Here is a 17,517-nt window from a genome sequence, read left to right as displayed (position 1 = left end):
AGCGGCTCTTAACCAAATCGCGGTAGCCCCACATAGTGATGCTGCTGTCCCGCCGAAGCAAGGACAAGACCGTTCGTGCCCCGATCCAGGTCGAGGGTGACGAGGCGCGCCTCCTTGGGCCGAGTGGCGCGGCGCAGGTCCTGAACCTGCTCCCGGTCCCCGCGGCGGTGGTCGAATGGAAGGACGGGCGCTTCGCGTTCGAGGCGGTCAATCGCCTCTTCCGCATCGCCGGCCTTGGAACCGTCGCCGATCAGTCGCCGCTGATCCGCCTGCTGGGCGACAAGATCATTGCCTTTGTCGAATCGGATGCGACCGAACAGGAGATGAACTGGGAGCTGGGCGACGCGGTCGATTGCCGCAGCTTCCGCGTCAAGATCGCACGCCGCCCTTCGGAAAAGGGCAGCGGCCGTTGCCTGGTGACGCTGATCGACCACACCTCCGAGCTGCGCACCCAGCGCAGCCTTCGCCGCGAGATGCTCAGCGACAGCCTGACCGGCCTTCCCAACCGTTCCGGTTTCGCCGAGCGGCTGGAGGAGGAGATCGGACGCGGCGGGATGGACAGTTTCGCGGTGCTGGTGATCAACCTCGACCGGTTCAGCCGCGTCAACGCTTGTCTGGGCGGTCTTTCGGGCGACGAATTGCTGATCTCGGTGGCGCGACGCGTGAAGGGTGCGCTCCGCGCGCATGACGTGCTGGCGCGCACCGGCGGCGACGAATTCGCGATCCAGCTCGCATTGGACGAGGGCGCGAGCGACGCGCTCCACGTCGCCAGGCGCATCCAGAACGCGCTGACCACCCCGTTTCGGCTATCCGACTTCGAGATCCGGGTCGATTGCTCGATCGGCATCGCGGTGGGCGACGAGACGGTCGGGGACGCCGAGGACCTGATCCGTCACGCCCAGTTCGCGATGAAGCGCGCCAAGAAGAGCGGGCGCACCGAAATCTACCACACCCAGGCGTTCGACCTTGCGCGCCAGCAATTCAGCATCGAGACCGAGCTGCGCCGCGCGATCGACAATGGCGCGCTGTCGCTGAACTTCCAGCCGATCTGCGATCTCGCCACCGGGCGCATCGTCTCGTTCGAGGCGCTGGCGCGCTGGACCACCGAGAGCGGCGAGATCGTGCCGCCCACCGAGTTCATCCCGGTGGCCGAGGAATCGGGGCTGATCGTCCCGCTCGGGCGCTGGGCGATGCACGAGGCGGCGCGCACGGTCGCGCAATGGGATGCCGCGGCGGGCGGCGACTGCCAGGTCAATGTCGCGGTCAACCTGTCGGCGATCCAGCTCCAGCGCGACCAGATCGCGCCGATGGTGGAGGCGGCGCTCGCGGCGAATGCGATCGACGGGCGGCGGATCACGCTCGAGCTGACCGAGAGCGCGCTGGTCACCGATCCCGATCACATCGCGCGGACGATGCAGGCGCTGAAGGCGCTCGGCACGACGTTGGCGATGGACGATTTCGGCACCGGCTATTCGAACCTCGCCTATCTCCAGAAGCTGCCGATCGACGTGCTCAAGATCGACCGCAGCTTCGTGACGGGCATGCTCGCCGACCGCGACAAGATCGCGATCGTGCGCGCGATCCTGAGCCTCGCCCAGGCGCTGGGCATGCGGACCACCGCGGAAGGCGTCGAGACCAACGAGCTCGCCCAGACGCTCGCCGCGCTCGGCTGCACCTATGGCCAGGGCTATCTCTATGCGCGTCCGCTGGTGCCGGACGACGCCTATGCGCTGCTGTCGCTGGACAGTAATTCGGCGACCACCGCATCGGCGATCTGAGCGGCACGCGCTGCGCCGGGGAAGCCCTCGGCGATCCAGCGGTCCTCGATCCGGCGCAATGCCTTGGCGACCTCGGGCCCTTTCGACAGACCGCGTTCGATCAGCGCGCCGCCGGTGACGGGCAGGCGCGGCGGCATCCAGCCCGCCGCATCGCGCGCGCCCGCGGCGTCGCCCGCCAGCAGCAGCCGGTCGGCGGCGCGCTCGGGGCCGATGCGATAGGCGAGCGGCAGGGGGCCTTCGGCAAGATCGGACTGAATCGCGCTGGCCAGCGCCTGGCGCTCGGCGTTGGACAGCTTGAGCCGCGCGCCGGCCACGTCGTTGGTCGCGGGATCGGGCGGAAGCACGGCGGCGAGGCGGCGGATCGGTTCGGCGGGCAGACCTGCTTCGGTTTCCCGCGCAGCGAGCGCGGCCAAGCGCTCGACCCCGGCCGCGCCGATCTCGGGCAGCACCGGCTTCAGGATGCCGCGCGCGACCACCAGCCGCATCACGCGCACCGCGTCCGCCGCGACGAGCAGCTTGAGCAACTCGTCGCGGATCCGCTCGCGCGACAAGGCCATCAGGTCGTTGGCGCGCGCGGTGCAGGCATCGAGCGCCGCCGGATCGGGGGTGTCGCCAAAGCGGGCGAGGAAGCGGAAGAAACGCAGGATGCGCAGATGGTCCTCGGCGATGCGCTGCAGCGGATCGCCGATGAAGCGGATGTGGCGCGCCTCCAGGTCGGCGAGCCCGCCGAAATAGTCGAACAGCTCGCCGCTCACGGGATCGGCGTAGAGCGCGTTGATCGTGAAATCGCGCCGCGCCGCGTCCTCGCGCCAGTCGTCGGTAAAGGCGACGGTGGCGCGGCGGCCGTCGGTCGAGACGTCGCGGCGCAGCGTGGTGACCTCGACCACGGTGCCGCTGCTCACCGCGGTGACGGTGCCGTGCGCGATGCCGGTGGGGATCACCTTGATGCCCGCGTGCTGGAGCAGTTCGACGACTTGATCCGGGGCATGAGTCGTCGCGATGTCGATATCGGTGACGTCGATGCCGAGCAGCGTGTCGCGCACCGCGCCGCCGACATAGCGCGCAGTCCCTTGGCCCAGCGCGGCGGCGAGGCGATCGAGGCCGGGCCGGTGCCGCCAGGGCGCATCGGGCAGGATTATCCGGTCCATCAGCTGGTCCATCTCAGGCGCCGCGACAGGTTGACGAGCATCGCCGCGGTCGCGCCCCAGATGCGATGGCTGCGCCACGCGATCTCATAATAATGCCGGTCGCGGCCCAGCCATTCGACGCTGGTCTCGACATGGTTGGCGGGGTCGAGCACGAAATCGAGCGGCACCTCGAACACCGCGGCAACCTCCTCGGGCTGGGGAACGAAGCGCAGATCGGGGGCGATCACGCCGACGACGGGCTGCACCTCGAACCCGGTGACGGTGCGGTAACGATCGGCGAGGCCGACCAGCTCGACCGATTCCGGCGCAAGCCCGATCTCCTCACGCGCCTCGCGCAACGCGGCGGCGGTGGCGTCGGCGTCGGCGGCGTCGATGCGGCCGCCGGGGAAGGCGATCTGGCCGGCGTGGCGGCGCAGCGAATCGGTGCGCTGGGTGAGGATCACGCCGGGCGCGGGCCGATCGGTGACGGCGACGAGCACCGCGGCGGGGGTGGGCACGCCATCGGCTTGGGCGGGGTCGTCGCGCAGATCGCCGGCGAGCAGCACCGGCGTCTCGTCATGCTCGGCGGCGAGCGCGGTTCGGAGGCGGTCGGCAAGTGAAGTGGCGGGGAGCGTCATGCCGGCTCGACCGGGAAGAAGGCGCCGTGGCTCCAGATGCCGGGCGGGCTGGAGCCGTTGTCGAGTGCGAGCGCGGCGATCTCGTAATAGACCGGCCGGGCGATCAGCGCCTCAAGCTCGCCACGCACGTGCAGATAGGGATGCGGGCCGTCGCCGCGTTCCTCGAAGCGGATCGGGTGGTCTGGGCCCGCGGGGATGAGATCGCCGGTGTTGAGCCGGAAGGCGATCTCCGCGTCCGCGCCGTCGCCCTCGACCTTCATCTCGACCGCGACGAAGGGCGCATCCTCGACATCGATGTCGAGCTTCTCCACCGGGGTGACCAGGACATGGCCGCCATCGGGCTCGCGGCGCAGGATGGTCGAGAAGAGCCGCACCATCGCCGGGCGGCCGATCGGCGACCCCTGGTGATACCAGGTGCCGTCGCGCGCGATGCGCATGTCGCTGTGCCCGCAATGCTCCGGGTTCCAGCTCGCGACGGGGGGCAGCTTCTGCGCCTCGGCCAGCCGCGCGATCTCGGCGAGCGACAGGCTGGCGAGATCGGGTTGGGCAGGCATCGGCATCGTCCAATGCCGTTAGGCGCTTTTGATTGCCCCGGTAAAGGCCTGCACCCGCGGACCGACCATCCCGGCGCGATCCGGCACCGCGCTGCCCCGCGCCAGCAGACGTCGCGCCTCGAACGGGCCGGGGAGGCGCCATTGCCCGGTCGCGGTCGCATCGAAGCCGAACTGGGCGTAATATTCGGGATCGCCGACCAGCATCAGCGCATCGCCGCCGGGGACGCCGCCGCCCTCCGCCACGCGGATCGCCTTCCACATCAGCGCGCGGCCGATCCCGACATTCTGCCGCTCGGGCGAGACGGCGACCGGGCCGACCATCACCATCGGCACCGCGCCGCCGCCGTCGCAGGCGAGCGCGACCGGCCAGCACTGGATGCTGCCCACCAGTGCGCTCTGCTCGAGCGCGGCGAAGCTCAGCTCGGGGATCGGCGCCATGCCTTCGCGCACGCGATAGGCGGTGCGGCCGTGACGATCCGCGCCGAACGCTGCATCGAGCAGCGTCTCGACCGCCTCGGCGGGCGCATCGGCGAGCGGCACCAGATCGAACACGCGGTAAATCTCCAGCACGCCCGGGGGTGGACGCCGGGGGCGCGCGCCTTTAGCCGCGATAGCCCAAGGACTCAAAGCGATTCCGAAAGGAGGCCCGCGATGAAGCTCTATGATGCGCCCTGGGCGCCGAGCCCGCGCCGTGTGCGCATCTTCCTCGCGGAGAAGGGGCTGGAGGTGCCATGCGAGGCGATCGACCTGCGCACCGGCGAGCATCTCGGCGACGCCTATCTGCGCATCAATCCGCGCGGCGCGGTCCCCGCGCTCGAGCTCGACGACGGCGAGGTGCTGTGCGAATCGGCGGCGATCTGCCGTTATTTCGAGGCACTGAATCCGGAGCCGCCGCTGTTCGGCACCGCCCCGCTCGAGATCGGGCGGATCGAGAGCTGGACCCGGCGGATCGAGGGCGACGGCTATGCCGCCGCGGTCTATGTGCTGCGCAACACCGTCCCCGCCTTCAAGGACCGGGCGATCCCCGGTGCGGGGCTCGCCGCCGTGCAGATCCCGGAACTGGCGGCGCGTGGCACGCTGATGTGGGAGGCATTCACCGAGGCGCTCGACGCGCGCCTCGCGGACCGCGAGTGGATCGCGGGCGGCGCCTATAGCTTCGCCGACATCACCGCGCTGGTGACGATCGATTTCGCGCGCGCCGCCAAGCTCGTCGTGCCCGGGGAACTGACGCATCTGCGCCGCTGGCATGAAGCGGCGTCTGCGCGGCCCAGCGCGAGCGCCTGAGGCCAAGAGCCTTTCCGCCGCCGCATGTTCTGCTATGGCGCCGCGGACCATCTGTTCAGGGCATGCTTCGTTGCACGATCTTCTCCAGCTCCAGGTTCGCGATTTCGAGGTCCAGGTCCTCACTGGCGTCTATTCCGAGGAGACGCACCTGCCGCAGCCGCTGCGCATCTCGATCACCGTCGATCTGATGCCGCCCGAGCATTTCGCGCCCGATACGCCGCTGAGCGCCTCGAAAAGTTATCTCGACCTCAAGCATGCCGCATCGACCGCGCTGCCGCCCGGCGTCCACTTCACGCTGATCGAGGGGGTGGCCGATCACATCGCCGACACGCTGTTTCTCGCCGACGCGCGGGTGCGGCGCGTGCAGGTCGAGATCGTCAAGCTCGCCATCGCCGAGGCGGACGAGAAGATCGGCATCACCTTGGTCCGCCACCGGCGCTGAGGACCGGGCGAGTTTGCCCTAGCGGCGGGCCTGCACCAGCCACAACTCGATGCTCTGTCCCGGCGGCGGCAGCGCGTTGCGCGTGTCGGTGATCCAGGCGAGCCGGCCCCGCCCGTCGAGGATGCGTGCCGAAACGGCATAGCTGCGCCCCGGCTCGATCCGCGCGCGATCGTAGCTCAGCGCGAAGGAGATCGGCACCTGCTGGCCCGCCGTGACGATCTGATTCTGCGCGATCGTGACCGAGGGCGCGTCGGCGAGGCTGACGTCGCTGATCGTCACGATCACGCGCGAATCGGGCGGCAGCGCGATCCGCTCGCGATAGGTGACCGTGCCGGTCAGCGTCGCGGCGCCGGGCTCAGGCACGGTCGCGCACGCGGCAAGGCCGGCGAGCAGCGGTACGAGTGGCAGCAAGCGCATCTGACCGTCTCCTTCTATGCCCGAACCGGCGCACTTCACCCGCGGCAGGGACCGAGCTGCTCCAGCACGAACTGATAGTCCTCGCGGGCGATCGCGGCATTGGCGGGATCCTCGTTCGCCGTGCTCCCCGGGGGCAACGCGCGCGGCAGCCCACAGGCGAGGCGGTACCACAACAGCGTGTCGCGTTGCGGCGCGGCGGCGGCATCGTCGACGATCTCGCCGAGCGCGACCGCCCAGCGGCGCTGCTCGCCCGGCCGGCGCAGGATCGACAGTGAGATCGGCGCGCCGGTCGCGGTCTGGACGAATATCTGGGTCTCGCCCTCGTCCGGGAGCGTGCCCGGGACGTGGAAGGCGTTGCCGAGCCCGGTGACCGCGGGTGGTGCGCCGGGCACCACGACCTCACGCCCCACGCGACGGACGAGCGCGTCGAGATCGGCGGACCAGTCGCGCTGGGAATCGAGCGTGGTGAGCTGGATCATCGCGGCCTGGCCCGAAACGGGACGCGCGAACAGCAGCACGCGCCGCTTGTTGAGCTTGGGCGGGCGGCCGCGCGCATCGACCGGTACGTCGACGACGTAACCGACACGGGTCGGCATCGCCCCGGGCGCGCGAATCAGGGCGAGAACATCGGCCTCGACATAGAATCGGATTCGGCCCTGGGCGACGTTCGCGGCCTCCGCACCCTTGATTCGCACCGCGCTGCGGACCTGCGCATCGAGCAGGACGGGCGAGCCCAGCACCAGATCCGCGACCTCGGCATAGCCGGGCAGGGGGGCTGCGGACTGCGCCACGGCCTGGGCTGTAGCGGGCGTTAACAATTGCGGCGAAGTTGCGGCAATTGCGGCGGAAAGCGAAAACAGGCAGGTCCGGAGCATGGCGTGGAGTCTAGGCGAACGGGCGCCAGCCATACAGAAATATTTCTGCCACCTACGGATTATACGTTTATTGCGTCCGACAAAGCGTTTGCGTCACGCAAATCGCCGCGATAGGACTCGCGCCTCTGCCGGTGGTCGTATCACGACCGCACGGTCGAGCCACGCCGGAAAGATGCCAAGGTGCCGGGCAACGGCGCGGCCGAATGAAGGAGTTATGTTGCTGAATGGCCTACGCAGATCGTGATGTAGGAGGCAGCCGTATCGTCGCGAGCGTGATCGTGGCGATTATCCTGGCGGCATTGGGTTACGTGTTCGTAACCGGCCTCGCTTACCAATATATCAAGAAGAAGGCGGAAGAGATGTCGACCTTCGACATCGAAGAACCGCCGCCCCCGCCCGAGGAAGTGCCTCCGCCGCCTCCTCCCCCCGACAGCCCGGTTCCCCCGCCGCCGACCACGGTCGTCGTGCAGAAGCCGATCGTTCAGGTCCCGGCGCCCGCGCCCAACATCAACCTGAGCAACGTCATCCCGCCGAGCCAGCCGCCGACGCCGCCCGCGCCGCCGGCACCGCCCGCGCCCCCGCCCCCGCCGCCGCCGCCTGCGATCAGCAAGGCCGCCGCCGCGCGCGGCAATCCCGGGTCGTGGGTCACCAACGACGACTATCCGCCGTCCGCGCTGCGCGCCGGCGAGCAGGGGTCGGTCGGCATCTCGTTCGCCGTGAACGCACAGGGCCGAATCGAAGGCTGCTCGGTCACGTCGTCGTCGGGATCGTCCGCACTCGATCAGGCCACGTGCCGCCTGGTGGAGCGCCGCGGGCGCTATTCACCGGCGCTCGACGCCGCGGGTAACCCCGTCCATGGCGGGCGCAAGTCGCTCCGCTTCCGGTGGCAGATCCAAGAGTAAGCTGAACCTGAATCCGGTCGGCCGCGCCGCTGACCAACATTCTTGCAAGGGAAAGAACTGACATGCTGACGACCATTCTCACCGCTGGAGCCGCCGCCGCCCCTGCCGCCCCGCCGCCCACCAACTTCGACATCCTGCACGCGATGAACGAAGGCGGCGTGATCGCCTGGGGCACTGCCACCATCCTGACGGTCATGCTGTTCTTCTCGCTCTACATCCTGTTCACCAAGGTGTTCGAGCAGCAGAAGATCCTCAACCAGTACAAGCGCGTCCGCGCGACCTTCTGGAACAACGCCAGCCTGCGCGAGGGCGCGGCGAAGCTCGAGAAGGATTCGGCCTATCGCCAGCTGGTCGACGACGCGCTGCAGGCGCAGGACCAGTATAAGGAGCTGACCGATCCGATCGAAGCGCATGACTGGCTGCACGGCTCGCTCAAGCGTTCGGAGGATTCGATCAACTCGCAGCTCAACGGCGGCCTGGCGTTCCTCGCCACCGTGGGTTCGACCGCGCCGTTCATCGGCCTGTTCGGCACCGTCGTCGGCATCTTCCGCGCGCTGATCAAGATCGGCGCGGCGGGTGACGCCTCGATCGGCACCGTTGCCGGCCCGGTCGGCGAGGCGCTGATCATGACCGCGCTCGGTCTCGTCGTCGCGGTTCCGGCCGTGCTCGCCTACAACTGGCTGCAGCGCCGCAACAAGGCGATCCAGGAGCAGATGAGCGGCTTCGCGAACGACGTGCTCGGCTACCTGGCTTCGGACGGCCGTGTCCGCCCGACGATCAAGGGCAAGGCCTCGGCCGCGGCGCCGAAGGCTCCGCCGGTCGCGACCACCACTGCCAAGGCCTGACTCGACTGACGGCCGCGCGGTGATACCGCGCGGCCGCCTTCCGGACCCAGGTCCGGGGACAGGATGCGAAAGATAGGATTGCGCCAATGGCGATGAGTGTAGGCGGAGACTCCGCCGAAGAAAAACCGATGTCGGACATCAACACGACGCCCCTCGTGGACGTCATGCTGGTGCTCCTTATCATCTTCCTGATCGCGATCCCGGTGGCGATCCAGTCGGTCGAGCTGACCCTGCCCAAGGTGCTCTATGAGCCGAACGAGACCAAGCCGGAGAACGTGCTGCTCGCGGTGCGCGGCAGCCCCACCAGCGGCAATTGCGAAGTCTTCTGGGGCATGGCGCCGATCAACAGCGGCGACCTGCTCAAGAAAGGCAGCGACAAGCTCAAGGCGGTGGTCGACCGGCTCGGCGACAACATCACGCCTGAGGATATCCCCGAAGTGCATATCCGCGGCGACGTGAACACGCCCTACCGCTGCATCGGTGGCGTGATCTACACGATGCAGAATGCCGGGTTCGTCAAGGTGGGCTTCGTTTCGCAGCCGACGCCGGGCGTGCCGGCGCAGTAAGACTAGAGTTCAGGAGATAAATCCATGGCAATGAGCGCCGGCAAAGACGACGGCCAGCCGATGATGGAGATGAACACGACGCCGCTGATCGACGTCATGCTCGTGCTCCTCATCATGCTGATCGTCACCATCCCTGCGCAGACCCATGCGGTGAAGGTCGACCTGCCCCAGAATACCGGGCAGAACACGCCGCCGCCGGTGGAGCCCCAGAAGAACAAGATCACCATCGATCCGCAGGGCAATCTGTTCTGGAACGGCAGCCAGATCGATCTGGTCACGCTGCGCCAGTATCTCGACCAGAGCCTCCAGATCCAGCCGGAGCCCGAGCTGCATTTCCAGCCCGATCCGCAGGCGCGGTACGAGGTGGTCGATGAGGTGCTGGCCCAGATCAAGCGGTCGAACGTCACGAAGCTCGGCTTCGTCGGCAACGAGCAGTATCGCAACGACTTCTGATCGCGGGTTTCCCGGTCGAAATTGATCAGGGGCGGCTTCGGCCGCCCCTTCTTTTTGCGTGCACTACCAAGACGTTACACGGGTGCATGCCTTGCGGCACAGCCCTTCGTCAGGGGCGTCATAAAAGTGCAATAAACACACTTGCCTGTTTGAAATATCAGTGACACTTTTGTGTCATTGAATTGTAACAAACAGGAGAAGATGTCATGCGTGTTGTTCTCGCCTCAATTGTCCTCGCAGCGCCGCTGGCGCTCATGCCGGCGGCGCAGGCGCAGGTCCGCGAGGATCGCAACGCCACCACCGAGATCCAGACCGGCGACTATGAACTGGCGGAGCGCAAGCTGCTCGCCGAGCAAAGAGTCTTCCCGGCCAAGCCCGAGGTGCTGCTCAATCTCGCGGCGATTTACACCAAGACCGGCCGCCATGCCGAGGCGCGCGCGATCTACAACCGCGTGCTTGCGCTCGATCCGGTCGCGATGGACGTCGCCGACGGCCAGGTCGTGGCGTCGCATCTCGTCGCGGCCCGCGGGCTGCGCATCCTTGACAGCGCGCGCCAGGCGTCGCGCTGAGAGTCAGGGGAACGGGCGGATCGCAGTCCGCCCGTCCGGATATCACAGACGGGGCAGGGTGACGCCGCGTTGCCCCATATATTTGCCAGCGCGATCGGCATAGCTCGTCTCGCACGGCTCGTTCCCCTTGAGAAACAGGAACTGGCACGCGCCCTCGTTCGCGTAGATCTTCGCGGGCAGTGGGGTGGTGTTCGAGAATTCGAGCGTCACATGCCCTTCCCATTCCGGCTCGAGCGGGGTCACGTTGACGATGATCCCGCAGCGCGCATAGGTGGATTTGCCGAGGCAGATCACCAGCACGTCGCGCGGCACCCGGAAATACTCGACCGTCCGCGCCAGCGCGAAGCTGTTGGGCGGGATCACGCAGACATTGGTCTGGCGGTCGACGAAGCTGTTCGCCGCGAAGTCCTTGGGATCGACCACCGCGCTGTCGACATTGGTGAAGATCTTGAACTCGTCGGCGACGCGCGCGTCATAGCCGTAGGAGGAGAGGCCATAGCTGATGCACCCCTCGCGCCGCTGCGCCTCGACGAACGGCTCGATCATGCCGTGCTGCGTGGCCTGTTCGCGAATCCAACGGTCGGAAAGAATGCTCATTGTGGCTCCTGTAGTCAGGCCTGGACGATATGCCAGAGTTCGCCGCCCGGCCCGATCAGATGGATCTCGCGCAGCCCCCAGGGCATCATCTCGGGCGCGCGCGGCGGTCGCACGCCGAAGCGCGCGGGCAGGTCGAGCGATTCGAGATGGCGCCACCAGGCGTCGAGATCCGCGACGATCAGCTGCATCATGAAGTTGTTGGCATAGTCCTCGCTCCAGAAATCCTGGAGCAGGAACTCGCCCGCGCCATGCCGGTAACCGACGACGTCGCCGGCATCGAACAGCTGCTCGAAGCCGAGCGCGGCGTAAAAGGTCTTCGACGCGGCGAAATCCTTGCCGCCGGGGACGAAGGTTCGAATCTTGAGGCTCGCGAGCGTCATCGGATGCCGAGATCGGCCGGGCCGAAGGCGTGGGGCAGCAGCTCCGACAGCCGGTGCGTTTCATACGCCTCGCCCTCCGCGCCCGCGCAATAGATAGCGAGGTCGCGGCCGCCCATCTGCGCGGCTTCGTTGAGGATCTGGCGGCAGCGGCCGCACGGGCGGATCGGGTCGGTCCCGTGCGCGATGCCGCCCCGCATCATGCCGCCGACGATCCCCACGGATACGATCTCGCGCAGCTTCCCTTCCGTATTGGCGCGGGCGACTGCGACCGTCTCGGCGCAGAGCGACAGGCCGTAGCTCGCATTCTCGAAATTGGTGCCGGTGACGATCTGGCCGTCGGTCAGCAGCAGCGCCGCACCGACCGCGAAGTTCGAATAGGGGGCGTGGGCGTTGCGCGCCGCCTCGCGCGCTGCGGCGATCAGGGTCGGGGCAATCTCGTCACTCATGGCGCCACTACGTTCCAGTTCACGGGACCCTCGACCCCGTCGATTCGGCGGATCGTGCTGCTCTGCCACATCGCCCAGGGCCGCGCGAAATAATCCGGCGCGAGGAAGAAGCGGCTCGCCCAGAGCGGACGCGTGATCGCGCCGCTCACCTGGTACTGCGCCTCGAACTCGGGGGCGATGCGCAGGATCGCGGGCTTGCCGCTATGCGTCTCGATCACCGCGGCGACGCGGCGGATCTCCTCGATCACCACATCGCGTGCCGGGCGGGCGGGGCAGGCTTCGTCGAAGCTCAGGTCGATGACGGCCGGCAACGCGCCCGGATCGCGCGGCACGGTCGCGACGAAGGCGCCCGCCTGCACGGACGCGGCATTGCACAGAGAAAAGACATGGATCGCGCCGCGCCGGATGCCCGCTTCCGCGATTCCCGCCCAGTTCGCGGCGAAGCGCGTGTCGCGTGCCTCGGCTCCGCGCGTCGCCTGGGCATAGGCGAAGTCGACGTCGCGCGCCTTGACCATCGCCCAGTCGATCGCGCCATTGCCCTCGGCGACATCGATTCCCTGCACGGCATAGGTCGTGCGCGAAGGCGTCCACGTGGTCGCGTATTTCCACATCGCCCCTCCGGCCGCGGCCAGAGACAGCACCAGTCCGGCCCAGATCAGCCCCCGCTGCACGTCAATCCCCCCTGATTCACGCCTTGATATGCAGCACGCAGACCAGCGTGAACAGCCGTCGCGCGGTGGCAAAATCGATCTCGATCTTGCCCTCGAGCCGCTCGATCAGCGTTCGCGCCGCATCGTCATGGATGCCGCGCCGCGCCATGTCGATCGTCTCGATCTGCGCCGGGGTCGCGTTGCGGATCGCCTGGAAATAGCTGTCGCAGATCGCGAAATAGTCGCGGATCGGACGGCGGAAGCGGGCGAGGCCGAGGATCAGCGTCTCGAGCGGGGTGTCGTCGGCGCGCTTGATCTCGATGCCGAGCCGGCCTTCCTGCACCGAGAGATGGATGCGGTAGGGTCCGGCATAGCCGTCGGGATAGGCGCGTTGCGGGGCGAAGCTGTTCTCCTCGATCAGGTCGAAGATCGCGATTCGCCGCTCCTGCTCGATATCAGCCGACCGCCACAGGATCGTGCGCTCGTCCAGCGTGACGTCGATGATCCGGTGATCGGCCATGCTGTGCCATCTAGGGTCGTCGCCCGGGACTCGTCCACATGATAAACAGCGTCGGGCGGCTTGAGCCGGGGACAACACAGGCGGATAAGGCGCGCATGGCCACGCTTGCACAGCTTCCCCCCGCTTCGACGGATGCCGCCCCGCGGCTGCCCCAGAATGTCGAGGCCGAGGCGGCGCTGCTCGGCGCGATGATGATCGACAACCGCCTCGCCGACGACATCGTCGAGGTGATCCAGGACCAGCATTTCTTCGAGCCAGTGCACGGGCGAATCTTCAAGGCGATCAAGACGCTACGCAAGAACGACATGCTGGCGACACCGGTGACGTTGAAGCCCCTGTTCGAAAAGGACGAGGGCATGGCGCAGCTGGGCGGGCCGGCGTATCTCGCGCAGCTCACCGGATCGGGCGCCGGGCTGATCGGCGCGCGGCAGTTCGCGCGGCAAATCTATGACCTCGCGCTGCTGCGCGAACTGATCGTGGTTGGCCGCGACATGGTCGAGAAGGCGCTCGACACCAGCGAGGACGTCAATCCGCGCGAGCAGATCGACAAGGCCGAAGAGGCGCTGTTCAAGGTCGCGGCCGACGGCGGCACCGCCAACACGGTCAAGTCGTTCAACGAGGCGACCAAGATCGCGCTCGAGAACGCCAAGCGCGCGCAAAGCGCGGGCGGCGGCGTGGCGGGCGTGACCACCGGATTCAACTCGATCAACGGCCGCGTCGGCGGCCTGCATCATTCGGACTTGATCATCCTTGCCGGCCGTCCGGGCATGGGCAAGACCTCGCTCGCCACCAACATCGCCTATAACGCCGCGCGGCGGCTGATGGACGATATCCGGCTGGGCATCAGCCCGAAGGAGTCGATCGGGGCGAAGGTCGCCTTCTTCAGCCTCGAAATGTCGGCCGACCAGCTCGCGCTGCGCATCCTGTCGGAACAGTCGAAGATCGCCTCCGAAGCGCTGCGCATGGGCAATATCAGCAAGGCGGAGTTCGGTGCGCTCGCCGCCGCCGCCGCCGATCTGGAGCAACTGCCGCTCTATATCGACGATACCGCGGGCCTCTCGATCAGCGCGCTGCACAGTCGCGTCCGCCGCCTCCAGTCCAAGCATGACGGTGAGTTGGGGCTGGTGATCGTCGACTATCTCCAGCTGCTCCAGGGCAGCGGCAACAATCGCGACGGCAACCGCGTGCAGGAAATTTCCGAGATCAGCCGTGGATTGAAGACGCTGGCCAAGGACATCAACGTCCCGGTGATCGCGCTGTCGCAGCTGAGCCGCGCGGTCGAGAGCCGCGAGGACAAGCGCCCGATGCTGTCGGACCTGCGCGAATCGGGCTCGATCGAGCAGGACGCCGACATGGTGTGGTTCGTGTTCCGCGAGGACTATTATGTCGCGGCGCGCGAACCCAAACGGCCGCGCGAGGGCGACGATCCCAAGACGTTCGAGGATCACGCGAAATGGGCGCTCGAGATGGAGCGCGTGTTCGGCCTCGCCGAGCTGATCATCGCCAAGCAGCGCCACGGCGCGACCGGCAAGGTGACGCTCAAGTTCGAGCCCAACATCACGCGGTTCAGCGACTATGCCGGCGACGTGAGCGGGCCGTACGGGGACTGATCGCGGCGCGAAACGTCCCAAAAGTCACACTGCCACGCGCGCGGGGAGGTTGACGAAGTTGATAGATTCGACGTGCTTCGCGCGACGGGTGTCAACTTGGGCTGATCGACGGTTCAAGGAGCGGCCGGCGTTCCGGCGGCGGAAGTGCAGCAGGCGAATTCCAACATTGCAAGTAGGGTTCGGGCCGAGTTTCGTAATTCCTCCCCCTCCGGGGGAGGAATGAACTCGCCTCAACCTGAATGCCTACCCTAGCCGTCGCGGCCGTAGACGTCCTTGCGGAAGCTCACCCCCGCCTTGGTGGCGACCGGGGTGAGATAGGTGAGGTAGACGGGCACCTGCACCGGCAGCGGGACCGCCTGCTCGGGCGCCTTTGACGGTGCGCGCAGCGGCTTCTGGAGGAGCCAGCGGCCCAGTGTCGCGGCGTCCTCGAGCCGGATGCAGCCATTGCTGAAATGGCGGTCGTCCTTGCGCAGCAGGTCGCGCTTGGGGGTGTCGTGGAGGTAGATGCCGAGCTTGTTGGGGAACAGGAACTTGGCCTTGCCCATCGAATTGCCCGCCCAGGGCAGCTCACGCACACGCGGGATGCTCCTGCCCGCCGCGACGGCGGTCCAGTCGATGCTGGCGGGCGCGATGCGTTGCGCGCCCGCGCCCCAGCCATCGAGCGCCTCCATCTTCTGCGCGGCGAGCGAGCGCCCGGCCAGCACCTTGGGCGCGACATCGTCGCGGACGAGATAGTCGGGCACGTTCCAATAGGGGTTGAGGATCGCCCATTGCAGCATGCCGGCGAGCATCGGCGTCTGCGTCTCGGCCGCGCCGACCACGACGCGCATCGTGCCGACCTGCTTGCCCGCCTGATAATACCACAGCCGGCCCGACGAGGCGTCGACGACGATGTGGCGCACGGCCGGACCGGGCAGCAGGCGCGCGCGATCGAGGTTGCGCGCAAGCCGGTCGAGCGTGTCGCGCGATGCGCCGCTCGCGCGGGCGCGGCCCGCGAGCTCGCGCAGGCGGACATAATGCTCGCTCATCCAGCCCATGTCGCGGACATAGCGAGCGAAATCCTTGGGAAAGGCGGCGGCGCGCAGCACCGCGTCTTCCGAGAGCTTGCGCGGCCGGAGCTTCTTGTCGGCGAAGGTCATCTCCGCCTCGCCCGGGCGGCGCTGGTCGCGGACGTAGCTGGCAAACGCTTCGGACAGTGCGAGTTCGGCGCGTGCGACATCGTCGGGCGACCCGGCCCTGGCCGCGGCGAGCGCGTCGCGCAGCTTGCCGACCTCATAGTCGGAGGGGTCGAGCCCATCGAGCTCGGCCGAGCGCAGATAGCCGATGAGCACCTCCGCCTCTGCCCCGATCTTGCCGGAACGGGCCCAGAGCGGGCGGAAGCCGCGCGCGGCGTAGAATTTGCGGAGCTTCCCGTCGGCATGTTCGCGGATCGCCGCGGCGACCGGCCCCATCCGGGCGGCAGCGGCGGCGGGACGATCCTGCTGGGCGAGCGCCGGGAGCGGGCTCGCCGCGGCGGCGCAGAGCGTGACGGCGAGCAAAGAGTGGGGAATGCGGAGACGCCGCATTCCCCCAAGCCTGGCGATCAGCCCTTCTCCCCCAGCCGCGTCGGGCCCGGCGGGGGCGGCGGCGGCGCGGCGGGCGCGTTGGGATGATAGATGCCGTCGGCGCTGTAATAGCCGTCGATGATGCCGTCGCCATCGCGATCGGCGGCGACTGATCCGGCGACCGCGCCGGGGGGCGGCGGCGGTGCGGACGCGACGACGTCCTCATTCTTCGAGCAGGCGGCCAGCGTCAGCGCGGCGAGGCCTGCCAGCACGAGGGTGGATTTACGCATGATACGTCCCTTTTTCCGGCGTGCAGGGGAGTTCCCGCACGCGTCGGCTGGCTGCCAACGGCCAAGGGTTCGTTTCGCTTCCGCGCATCCCACCAAGCCGCGACAAATGGTGCGGTCAGCGCGGTGACTTGCGGAAACTGCAATCAGAAACGCTGGTGACGCGCCCCGTCGATCGTGTCGCAGCTGCCGCGGAAACCGGAGCCGTAAATGCCCTGGATGGTGATCCGCCCGCTGCGCCGATCGATCGTCACGCGCGGCTGGTTGGCGCCGTTGAGGCGATAGCTGGCGCGGATCTGATAGCGATCGCTGGAAACGTCGCGCAGGTCCCACCAGCCGTCGCGGCGGGTGCCGCCCGAATGGATCGGCGGGATCAGCGAGCGCGGCAGGCGGATGCGCCCGCCGCCGTCCCAGATCTGGATCATCACCGATGCGTCGAACTGCTGGTTCGTCAGCTCGGTGCGGTTACCGAAATCATAGCGGTCGGTGTTCCAGTTCCACTGCCAGCCATAACGGTTGGCGACGCCGGGCCGCTGCCCCTCACCGAAACAGATCAGGCCCAAGGAGATCGGCCGGCCGCCGGGCCAGCCGCCGCCGGGGCGATCGTCCCAGTCGGGCCGGTCGGGACGGCCGGGGCGGTCCGGCCGATCCGGGCGGCCGGGCCGATCGGGGCGCCATCCGCCGGACTGGCGGCAATCGGCCGGGGGCGTGGTGATGATCGAGGCGAAGCGGCCGTTGGTGGTCGCGATGCTGACGCACTGGCGGCGCTCGGCGCTCCACCAATAGGCCCAGGCACGGTCGCCGCCGCCCTCGCCGCGCACATAGGTATAGCCGCGCCGCTGCAGCTCGCCCTCCGCCTGACCGGCGCGGGCGTTGACCATGTCGCGCAGGTCGTAGGGGATGTCCTGTGCGGAGGCGGGCGATGCGATCGCTCCCGCGGAAGCGGTGGCGAGGACGGAGAACAACTTGAAACGGCCCATCGGAACTCTCCCCTGTGCGAGAACGAACGCTTGAACCTTGTCGAGTCGCGGCG

23 protein-coding genes are annotated in these 17,517 nt (G+C 68.0%); 9 read left to right on the top strand and 14 right to left on the bottom strand.

All coding sequences use genetic code 11. From position 1 onward, the window contains the following. Positions 1–38: 38 nt before the first annotated feature. A complete protein-coding gene (locus tag OK349_RS16505) occupies positions 39–1,778 on the top strand; it encodes a putative bifunctional diguanylate cyclase/phosphodiesterase (protein WP_265119003.1) in 1,740 nt (579 codons plus the stop codon). On the opposite strand, the gene OK349_RS16500 is transcribed toward OK349_RS16505, so the two are convergent. From OK349_RS16500 to OK349_RS16485, 4 genes are read right to left on the bottom strand one after another with little or no spacing between them, the layout of a single operon-like run. Continuing rightward, positions 1,724–2,926 (bottom strand): CCA tRNA nucleotidyltransferase, encoded by a 1,203-nt coding sequence (locus OK349_RS16500; RefSeq protein ID WP_265119002.1) that lies wholly within the window; start codon positions 2,924–2,926, stop codon positions 1,724–1,726. The two genes, OK349_RS16505 and OK349_RS16500, sit on opposite strands and share 55 nt — an antisense overlap. Further along, the gene (locus tag OK349_RS16495; RefSeq protein WP_265119001.1) at positions 2,926–3,543 is read right to left on the bottom strand and encodes a CoA pyrophosphatase; all 618 of its coding nucleotides are present in this window, start codon (positions 3,541–3,543) and stop codon (positions 2,926–2,928) included. Before OK349_RS16495 ends, OK349_RS16500 begins: the two co-directional genes overlap by 1 nt. Then, complete coding sequence (locus OK349_RS16490; protein WP_265119000.1) at positions 3,540–4,103, bottom strand: DUF1285 domain-containing protein; 564 nt, start codon at positions 4,101–4,103, stop codon at positions 3,540–3,542. The genes OK349_RS16495 and OK349_RS16490 overlap by 4 nt, the downstream gene beginning before the upstream one ends. A gap of 12 nt (positions 4,104–4,115) precedes the next feature. Next, positions 4,116–4,649 carry a GNAT family N-acetyltransferase gene (locus OK349_RS16485; RefSeq protein ID WP_265119305.1) on the bottom strand — a complete coding sequence of 178 codons (534 nt, stop codon included), beginning with the start codon at positions 4,647–4,649 and terminating at the stop codon, positions 4,116–4,118. Positions 4,650–4,748: 99 nt separating this feature from the next. Between OK349_RS16485 and OK349_RS16480 the strand changes: the two genes are divergently transcribed. Together OK349_RS16480 and OK349_RS16475 are read left to right on the top strand one after the other, a co-directional pair. Then, positions 4,749–5,381, top strand: a complete 633-nt coding sequence (locus tag OK349_RS16480) for a glutathione S-transferase family protein (RefSeq protein WP_265118999.1) — start codon at positions 4,749–4,751, stop codon at positions 5,379–5,381. A gap of 70 nt (positions 5,382–5,451) precedes the next feature. Beyond that, positions 5,452–5,823, top strand: a complete 372-nt coding sequence (locus OK349_RS16475) for a dihydroneopterin aldolase (RefSeq protein ID WP_265118998.1) — start codon at positions 5,452–5,454, stop codon at positions 5,821–5,823. An 18-nt stretch (positions 5,824–5,841) separates the two neighbouring features. On the opposite strand, the gene OK349_RS16470 is transcribed toward OK349_RS16475, so the two are convergent. Together OK349_RS16470 and OK349_RS16465 are read right to left on the bottom strand one after the other, a co-directional pair. Then, positions 5,842–6,240 (bottom strand): YbaY family lipoprotein, encoded by a 399-nt coding sequence (locus tag OK349_RS16470; RefSeq protein WP_265118997.1) that lies wholly within the window; start codon positions 6,238–6,240, stop codon positions 5,842–5,844. 35 nt (positions 6,241–6,275) lie between these two features. Beyond that, positions 6,276–7,031, bottom strand: coding sequence for a hypothetical protein (locus tag OK349_RS16465; RefSeq protein ID WP_265118996.1), 756 nt, complete (start codon positions 7,029–7,031; stop codon positions 6,276–6,278). 308 nt (positions 7,032–7,339) lie between these two features. Here OK349_RS16465 and OK349_RS16460 point away from each other — a divergent pair, with 308 nt between their 5' ends. The 5 genes from OK349_RS16460 (at position 7,340) to OK349_RS16440 (ending at position 10,450) form a co-directional block, all read left to right on the top strand. After that, entirely contained in the window at positions 7,340–8,017 is a 678-nt protein-coding gene (locus OK349_RS16460; protein ID WP_265118995.1) for a TonB family protein, read from the top strand. Between the two features lie 62 nt (positions 8,018–8,079). After that, complete coding sequence (locus tag OK349_RS16455) at positions 8,080–8,862, top strand: MotA/TolQ/ExbB proton channel family protein (RefSeq protein ID WP_265118994.1); 783 nt, start codon at positions 8,080–8,082, stop codon at positions 8,860–8,862. A gap of 86 nt (positions 8,863–8,948) precedes the next feature. After that, positions 8,949–9,428, top strand: a complete 480-nt coding sequence (locus OK349_RS16450; RefSeq protein ID WP_265118993.1) for an ExbD/TolR family protein — start codon at positions 8,949–8,951, stop codon at positions 9,426–9,428. A gap of 24 nt (positions 9,429–9,452) precedes the next feature. Next, complete coding sequence (locus tag OK349_RS16445) at positions 9,453–9,881, top strand: ExbD/TolR family protein (RefSeq protein WP_265118992.1); 429 nt, start codon at positions 9,453–9,455, stop codon at positions 9,879–9,881. Between the two features lie 206 nt (positions 9,882–10,087). Continuing rightward, a complete protein-coding gene (locus OK349_RS16440) occupies positions 10,088–10,450 on the top strand; it encodes a tetratricopeptide repeat protein (protein WP_265118991.1) in 363 nt (120 codons plus the stop codon). 42 nt (positions 10,451–10,492) lie between these two features. On the opposite strand, the gene dcd is transcribed toward OK349_RS16440, so the two are convergent. The 5 genes from dcd to OK349_RS16415 are packed head-to-tail and all read right to left on the bottom strand — an operon-like array spanning position 10,493 to position 13,043. Further along, positions 10,493–11,047 carry a dCTP deaminase gene (gene dcd / locus OK349_RS16435; protein ID WP_265118990.1) on the bottom strand — a complete coding sequence of 185 codons (555 nt, stop codon included), beginning with the start codon at positions 11,045–11,047 and terminating at the stop codon, positions 10,493–10,495. Positions 11,048–11,061: 14 nt separating this feature from the next. Then, the gene (locus OK349_RS16430; RefSeq protein WP_265118989.1) at positions 11,062–11,427 is read right to left on the bottom strand and encodes a VOC family protein; all 366 of its coding nucleotides are present in this window, start codon (positions 11,425–11,427) and stop codon (positions 11,062–11,064) included. Next, positions 11,424–11,873 (bottom strand): cytidine deaminase, encoded by a 450-nt coding sequence (locus OK349_RS16425; protein ID WP_265118988.1) that lies wholly within the window; start codon positions 11,871–11,873, stop codon positions 11,424–11,426. The genes OK349_RS16430 and OK349_RS16425 overlap by 4 nt, the downstream gene beginning before the upstream one ends. Next, a complete protein-coding gene (locus OK349_RS16420) occupies positions 11,870–12,544 on the bottom strand; it encodes a GH25 family lysozyme (protein WP_265118987.1) in 675 nt (224 codons plus the stop codon). The genes OK349_RS16425 and OK349_RS16420 overlap by 4 nt, the downstream gene beginning before the upstream one ends. Before the next feature lie 16 nt (positions 12,545–12,560). After that, entirely contained in the window at positions 12,561–13,043 is a 483-nt protein-coding gene (locus OK349_RS16415) for a UPF0262 family protein (RefSeq protein ID WP_265118986.1), read from the bottom strand. A gap of 95 nt (positions 13,044–13,138) precedes the next feature. Between OK349_RS16415 and OK349_RS16410 the strand changes: the two genes are divergently transcribed. After that, entirely contained in the window at positions 13,139–14,653 is a 1,515-nt protein-coding gene (locus OK349_RS16410) for a replicative DNA helicase (RefSeq protein WP_265118985.1), read from the top strand. A gap of 248 nt (positions 14,654–14,901) precedes the next feature. Here the strand turns inward: OK349_RS16410 and OK349_RS16405 are convergent, their stop codons facing one another. The 3 genes from OK349_RS16405 to OK349_RS16395 form a co-directional block, all read right to left on the bottom strand. Then, positions 14,902–16,191, bottom strand: a complete 1,290-nt coding sequence (locus OK349_RS16405) for a L,D-transpeptidase scaffold domain-containing protein (protein ID WP_265118984.1) — start codon at positions 16,189–16,191, stop codon at positions 14,902–14,904. 44 nt (positions 16,192–16,235) lie between these two features. Next, on the bottom strand, positions 16,236–16,487 hold the full coding sequence (locus OK349_RS16400; protein WP_265118983.1) for a hypothetical protein: 252 nt from the start codon (positions 16,485–16,487) through the stop codon (positions 16,236–16,238). 143 nt (positions 16,488–16,630) lie between these two features. Continuing rightward, positions 16,631–17,464 (bottom strand): hypothetical protein, encoded by an 834-nt coding sequence (locus OK349_RS16395; protein WP_265118982.1) that lies wholly within the window; start codon positions 17,462–17,464, stop codon positions 16,631–16,633. Between the last annotated feature and the right edge of the window lie 53 nt (positions 17,465–17,517).

The organism is Sphingomonas sp. BT-65 (assembly GCF_026107375.2).
In the GTDB taxonomy this organism is placed as follows: domain Bacteria; phylum Pseudomonadota; class Alphaproteobacteria; order Sphingomonadales; family Sphingomonadaceae; genus Sphingomonas.
The sequence above is the reverse complement of the archived record's forward strand: the minus strand, read 5'-3'. Positions and strand labels throughout refer to the sequence as shown.

Coding starts and splice junctions, on each gene's coding strand:
- OK349_RS16495 (WP_265119001.1), bottom strand. CDS start 3,543: ATGACGCTCCCCGCCACTTCACTTGCCGACCGCCTCCGAACCGCGCTC.
- OK349_RS16430 (WP_265118989.1), bottom strand. CDS start 11,427: ATGACGCTCGCGAGCCTCAAGATTCGAACCTTCGTCCCCGGCGGCAAG.
- OK349_RS16425 (WP_265118988.1), bottom strand. CDS start 11,873: ATGAGTGACGAGATTGCCCCGACCCTGATCGCCGCAGCGCGCGAGGCG.
- OK349_RS16460 (WP_265118995.1), top strand. CDS start 7,340: ATGGCCTACGCAGATCGTGATGTAGGAGGCAGCCGTATCGTCGCGAGC.
- OK349_RS16450 (WP_265118993.1), top strand. CDS start 8,949: ATGGCGATGAGTGTAGGCGGAGACTCCGCCGAAGAAAAACCGATGTCG.
- OK349_RS16500 (WP_265119002.1), bottom strand. CDS start 2,926: ATGGACCGGATAATCCTGCCCGATGCGCCCTGGCGGCACCGGCCCGGC.
- OK349_RS16455 (WP_265118994.1), top strand. CDS start 8,080: ATGCTGACGACCATTCTCACCGCTGGAGCCGCCGCCGCCCCTGCCGCC.
- OK349_RS16400 (WP_265118983.1), bottom strand. CDS start 16,487: ATGCGTAAATCCACCCTCGTGCTGGCAGGCCTCGCCGCGCTGACGCTG.
- OK349_RS16490 (WP_265119000.1), bottom strand. CDS start 4,103: ATGCCGATGCCTGCCCAACCCGATCTCGCCAGCCTGTCGCTCGCCGAG.
- OK349_RS16445 (WP_265118992.1), top strand. CDS start 9,453: ATGGCAATGAGCGCCGGCAAAGACGACGGCCAGCCGATGATGGAGATG.
- OK349_RS16395 (WP_265118982.1), bottom strand. CDS start 17,464: ATGGGCCGTTTCAAGTTGTTCTCCGTCCTCGCCACCGCTTCCGCGGGA.
- OK349_RS16470 (WP_265118997.1), bottom strand. CDS start 6,240: ATGCGCTTGCTGCCACTCGTACCGCTGCTCGCCGGCCTTGCCGCGTGC.
- OK349_RS16415 (WP_265118986.1), bottom strand. CDS start 13,043: ATGGCCGATCACCGGATCATCGACGTCACGCTGGACGAGCGCACGATC.
- OK349_RS16505 (WP_265119003.1), top strand. CDS start 39: ATGCTGCTGTCCCGCCGAAGCAAGGACAAGACCGTTCGTGCCCCGATC.
- OK349_RS16410 (WP_265118985.1), top strand. CDS start 13,139: ATGGCCACGCTTGCACAGCTTCCCCCCGCTTCGACGGATGCCGCCCCG.
- dcd (WP_265118990.1), bottom strand. CDS start 11,047: ATGAGCATTCTTTCCGACCGTTGGATTCGCGAACAGGCCACGCAGCAC.
- OK349_RS16480 (WP_265118999.1), top strand. CDS start 4,749: ATGAAGCTCTATGATGCGCCCTGGGCGCCGAGCCCGCGCCGTGTGCGC.
- OK349_RS16440 (WP_265118991.1), top strand. CDS start 10,088: ATGCGTGTTGTTCTCGCCTCAATTGTCCTCGCAGCGCCGCTGGCGCTC.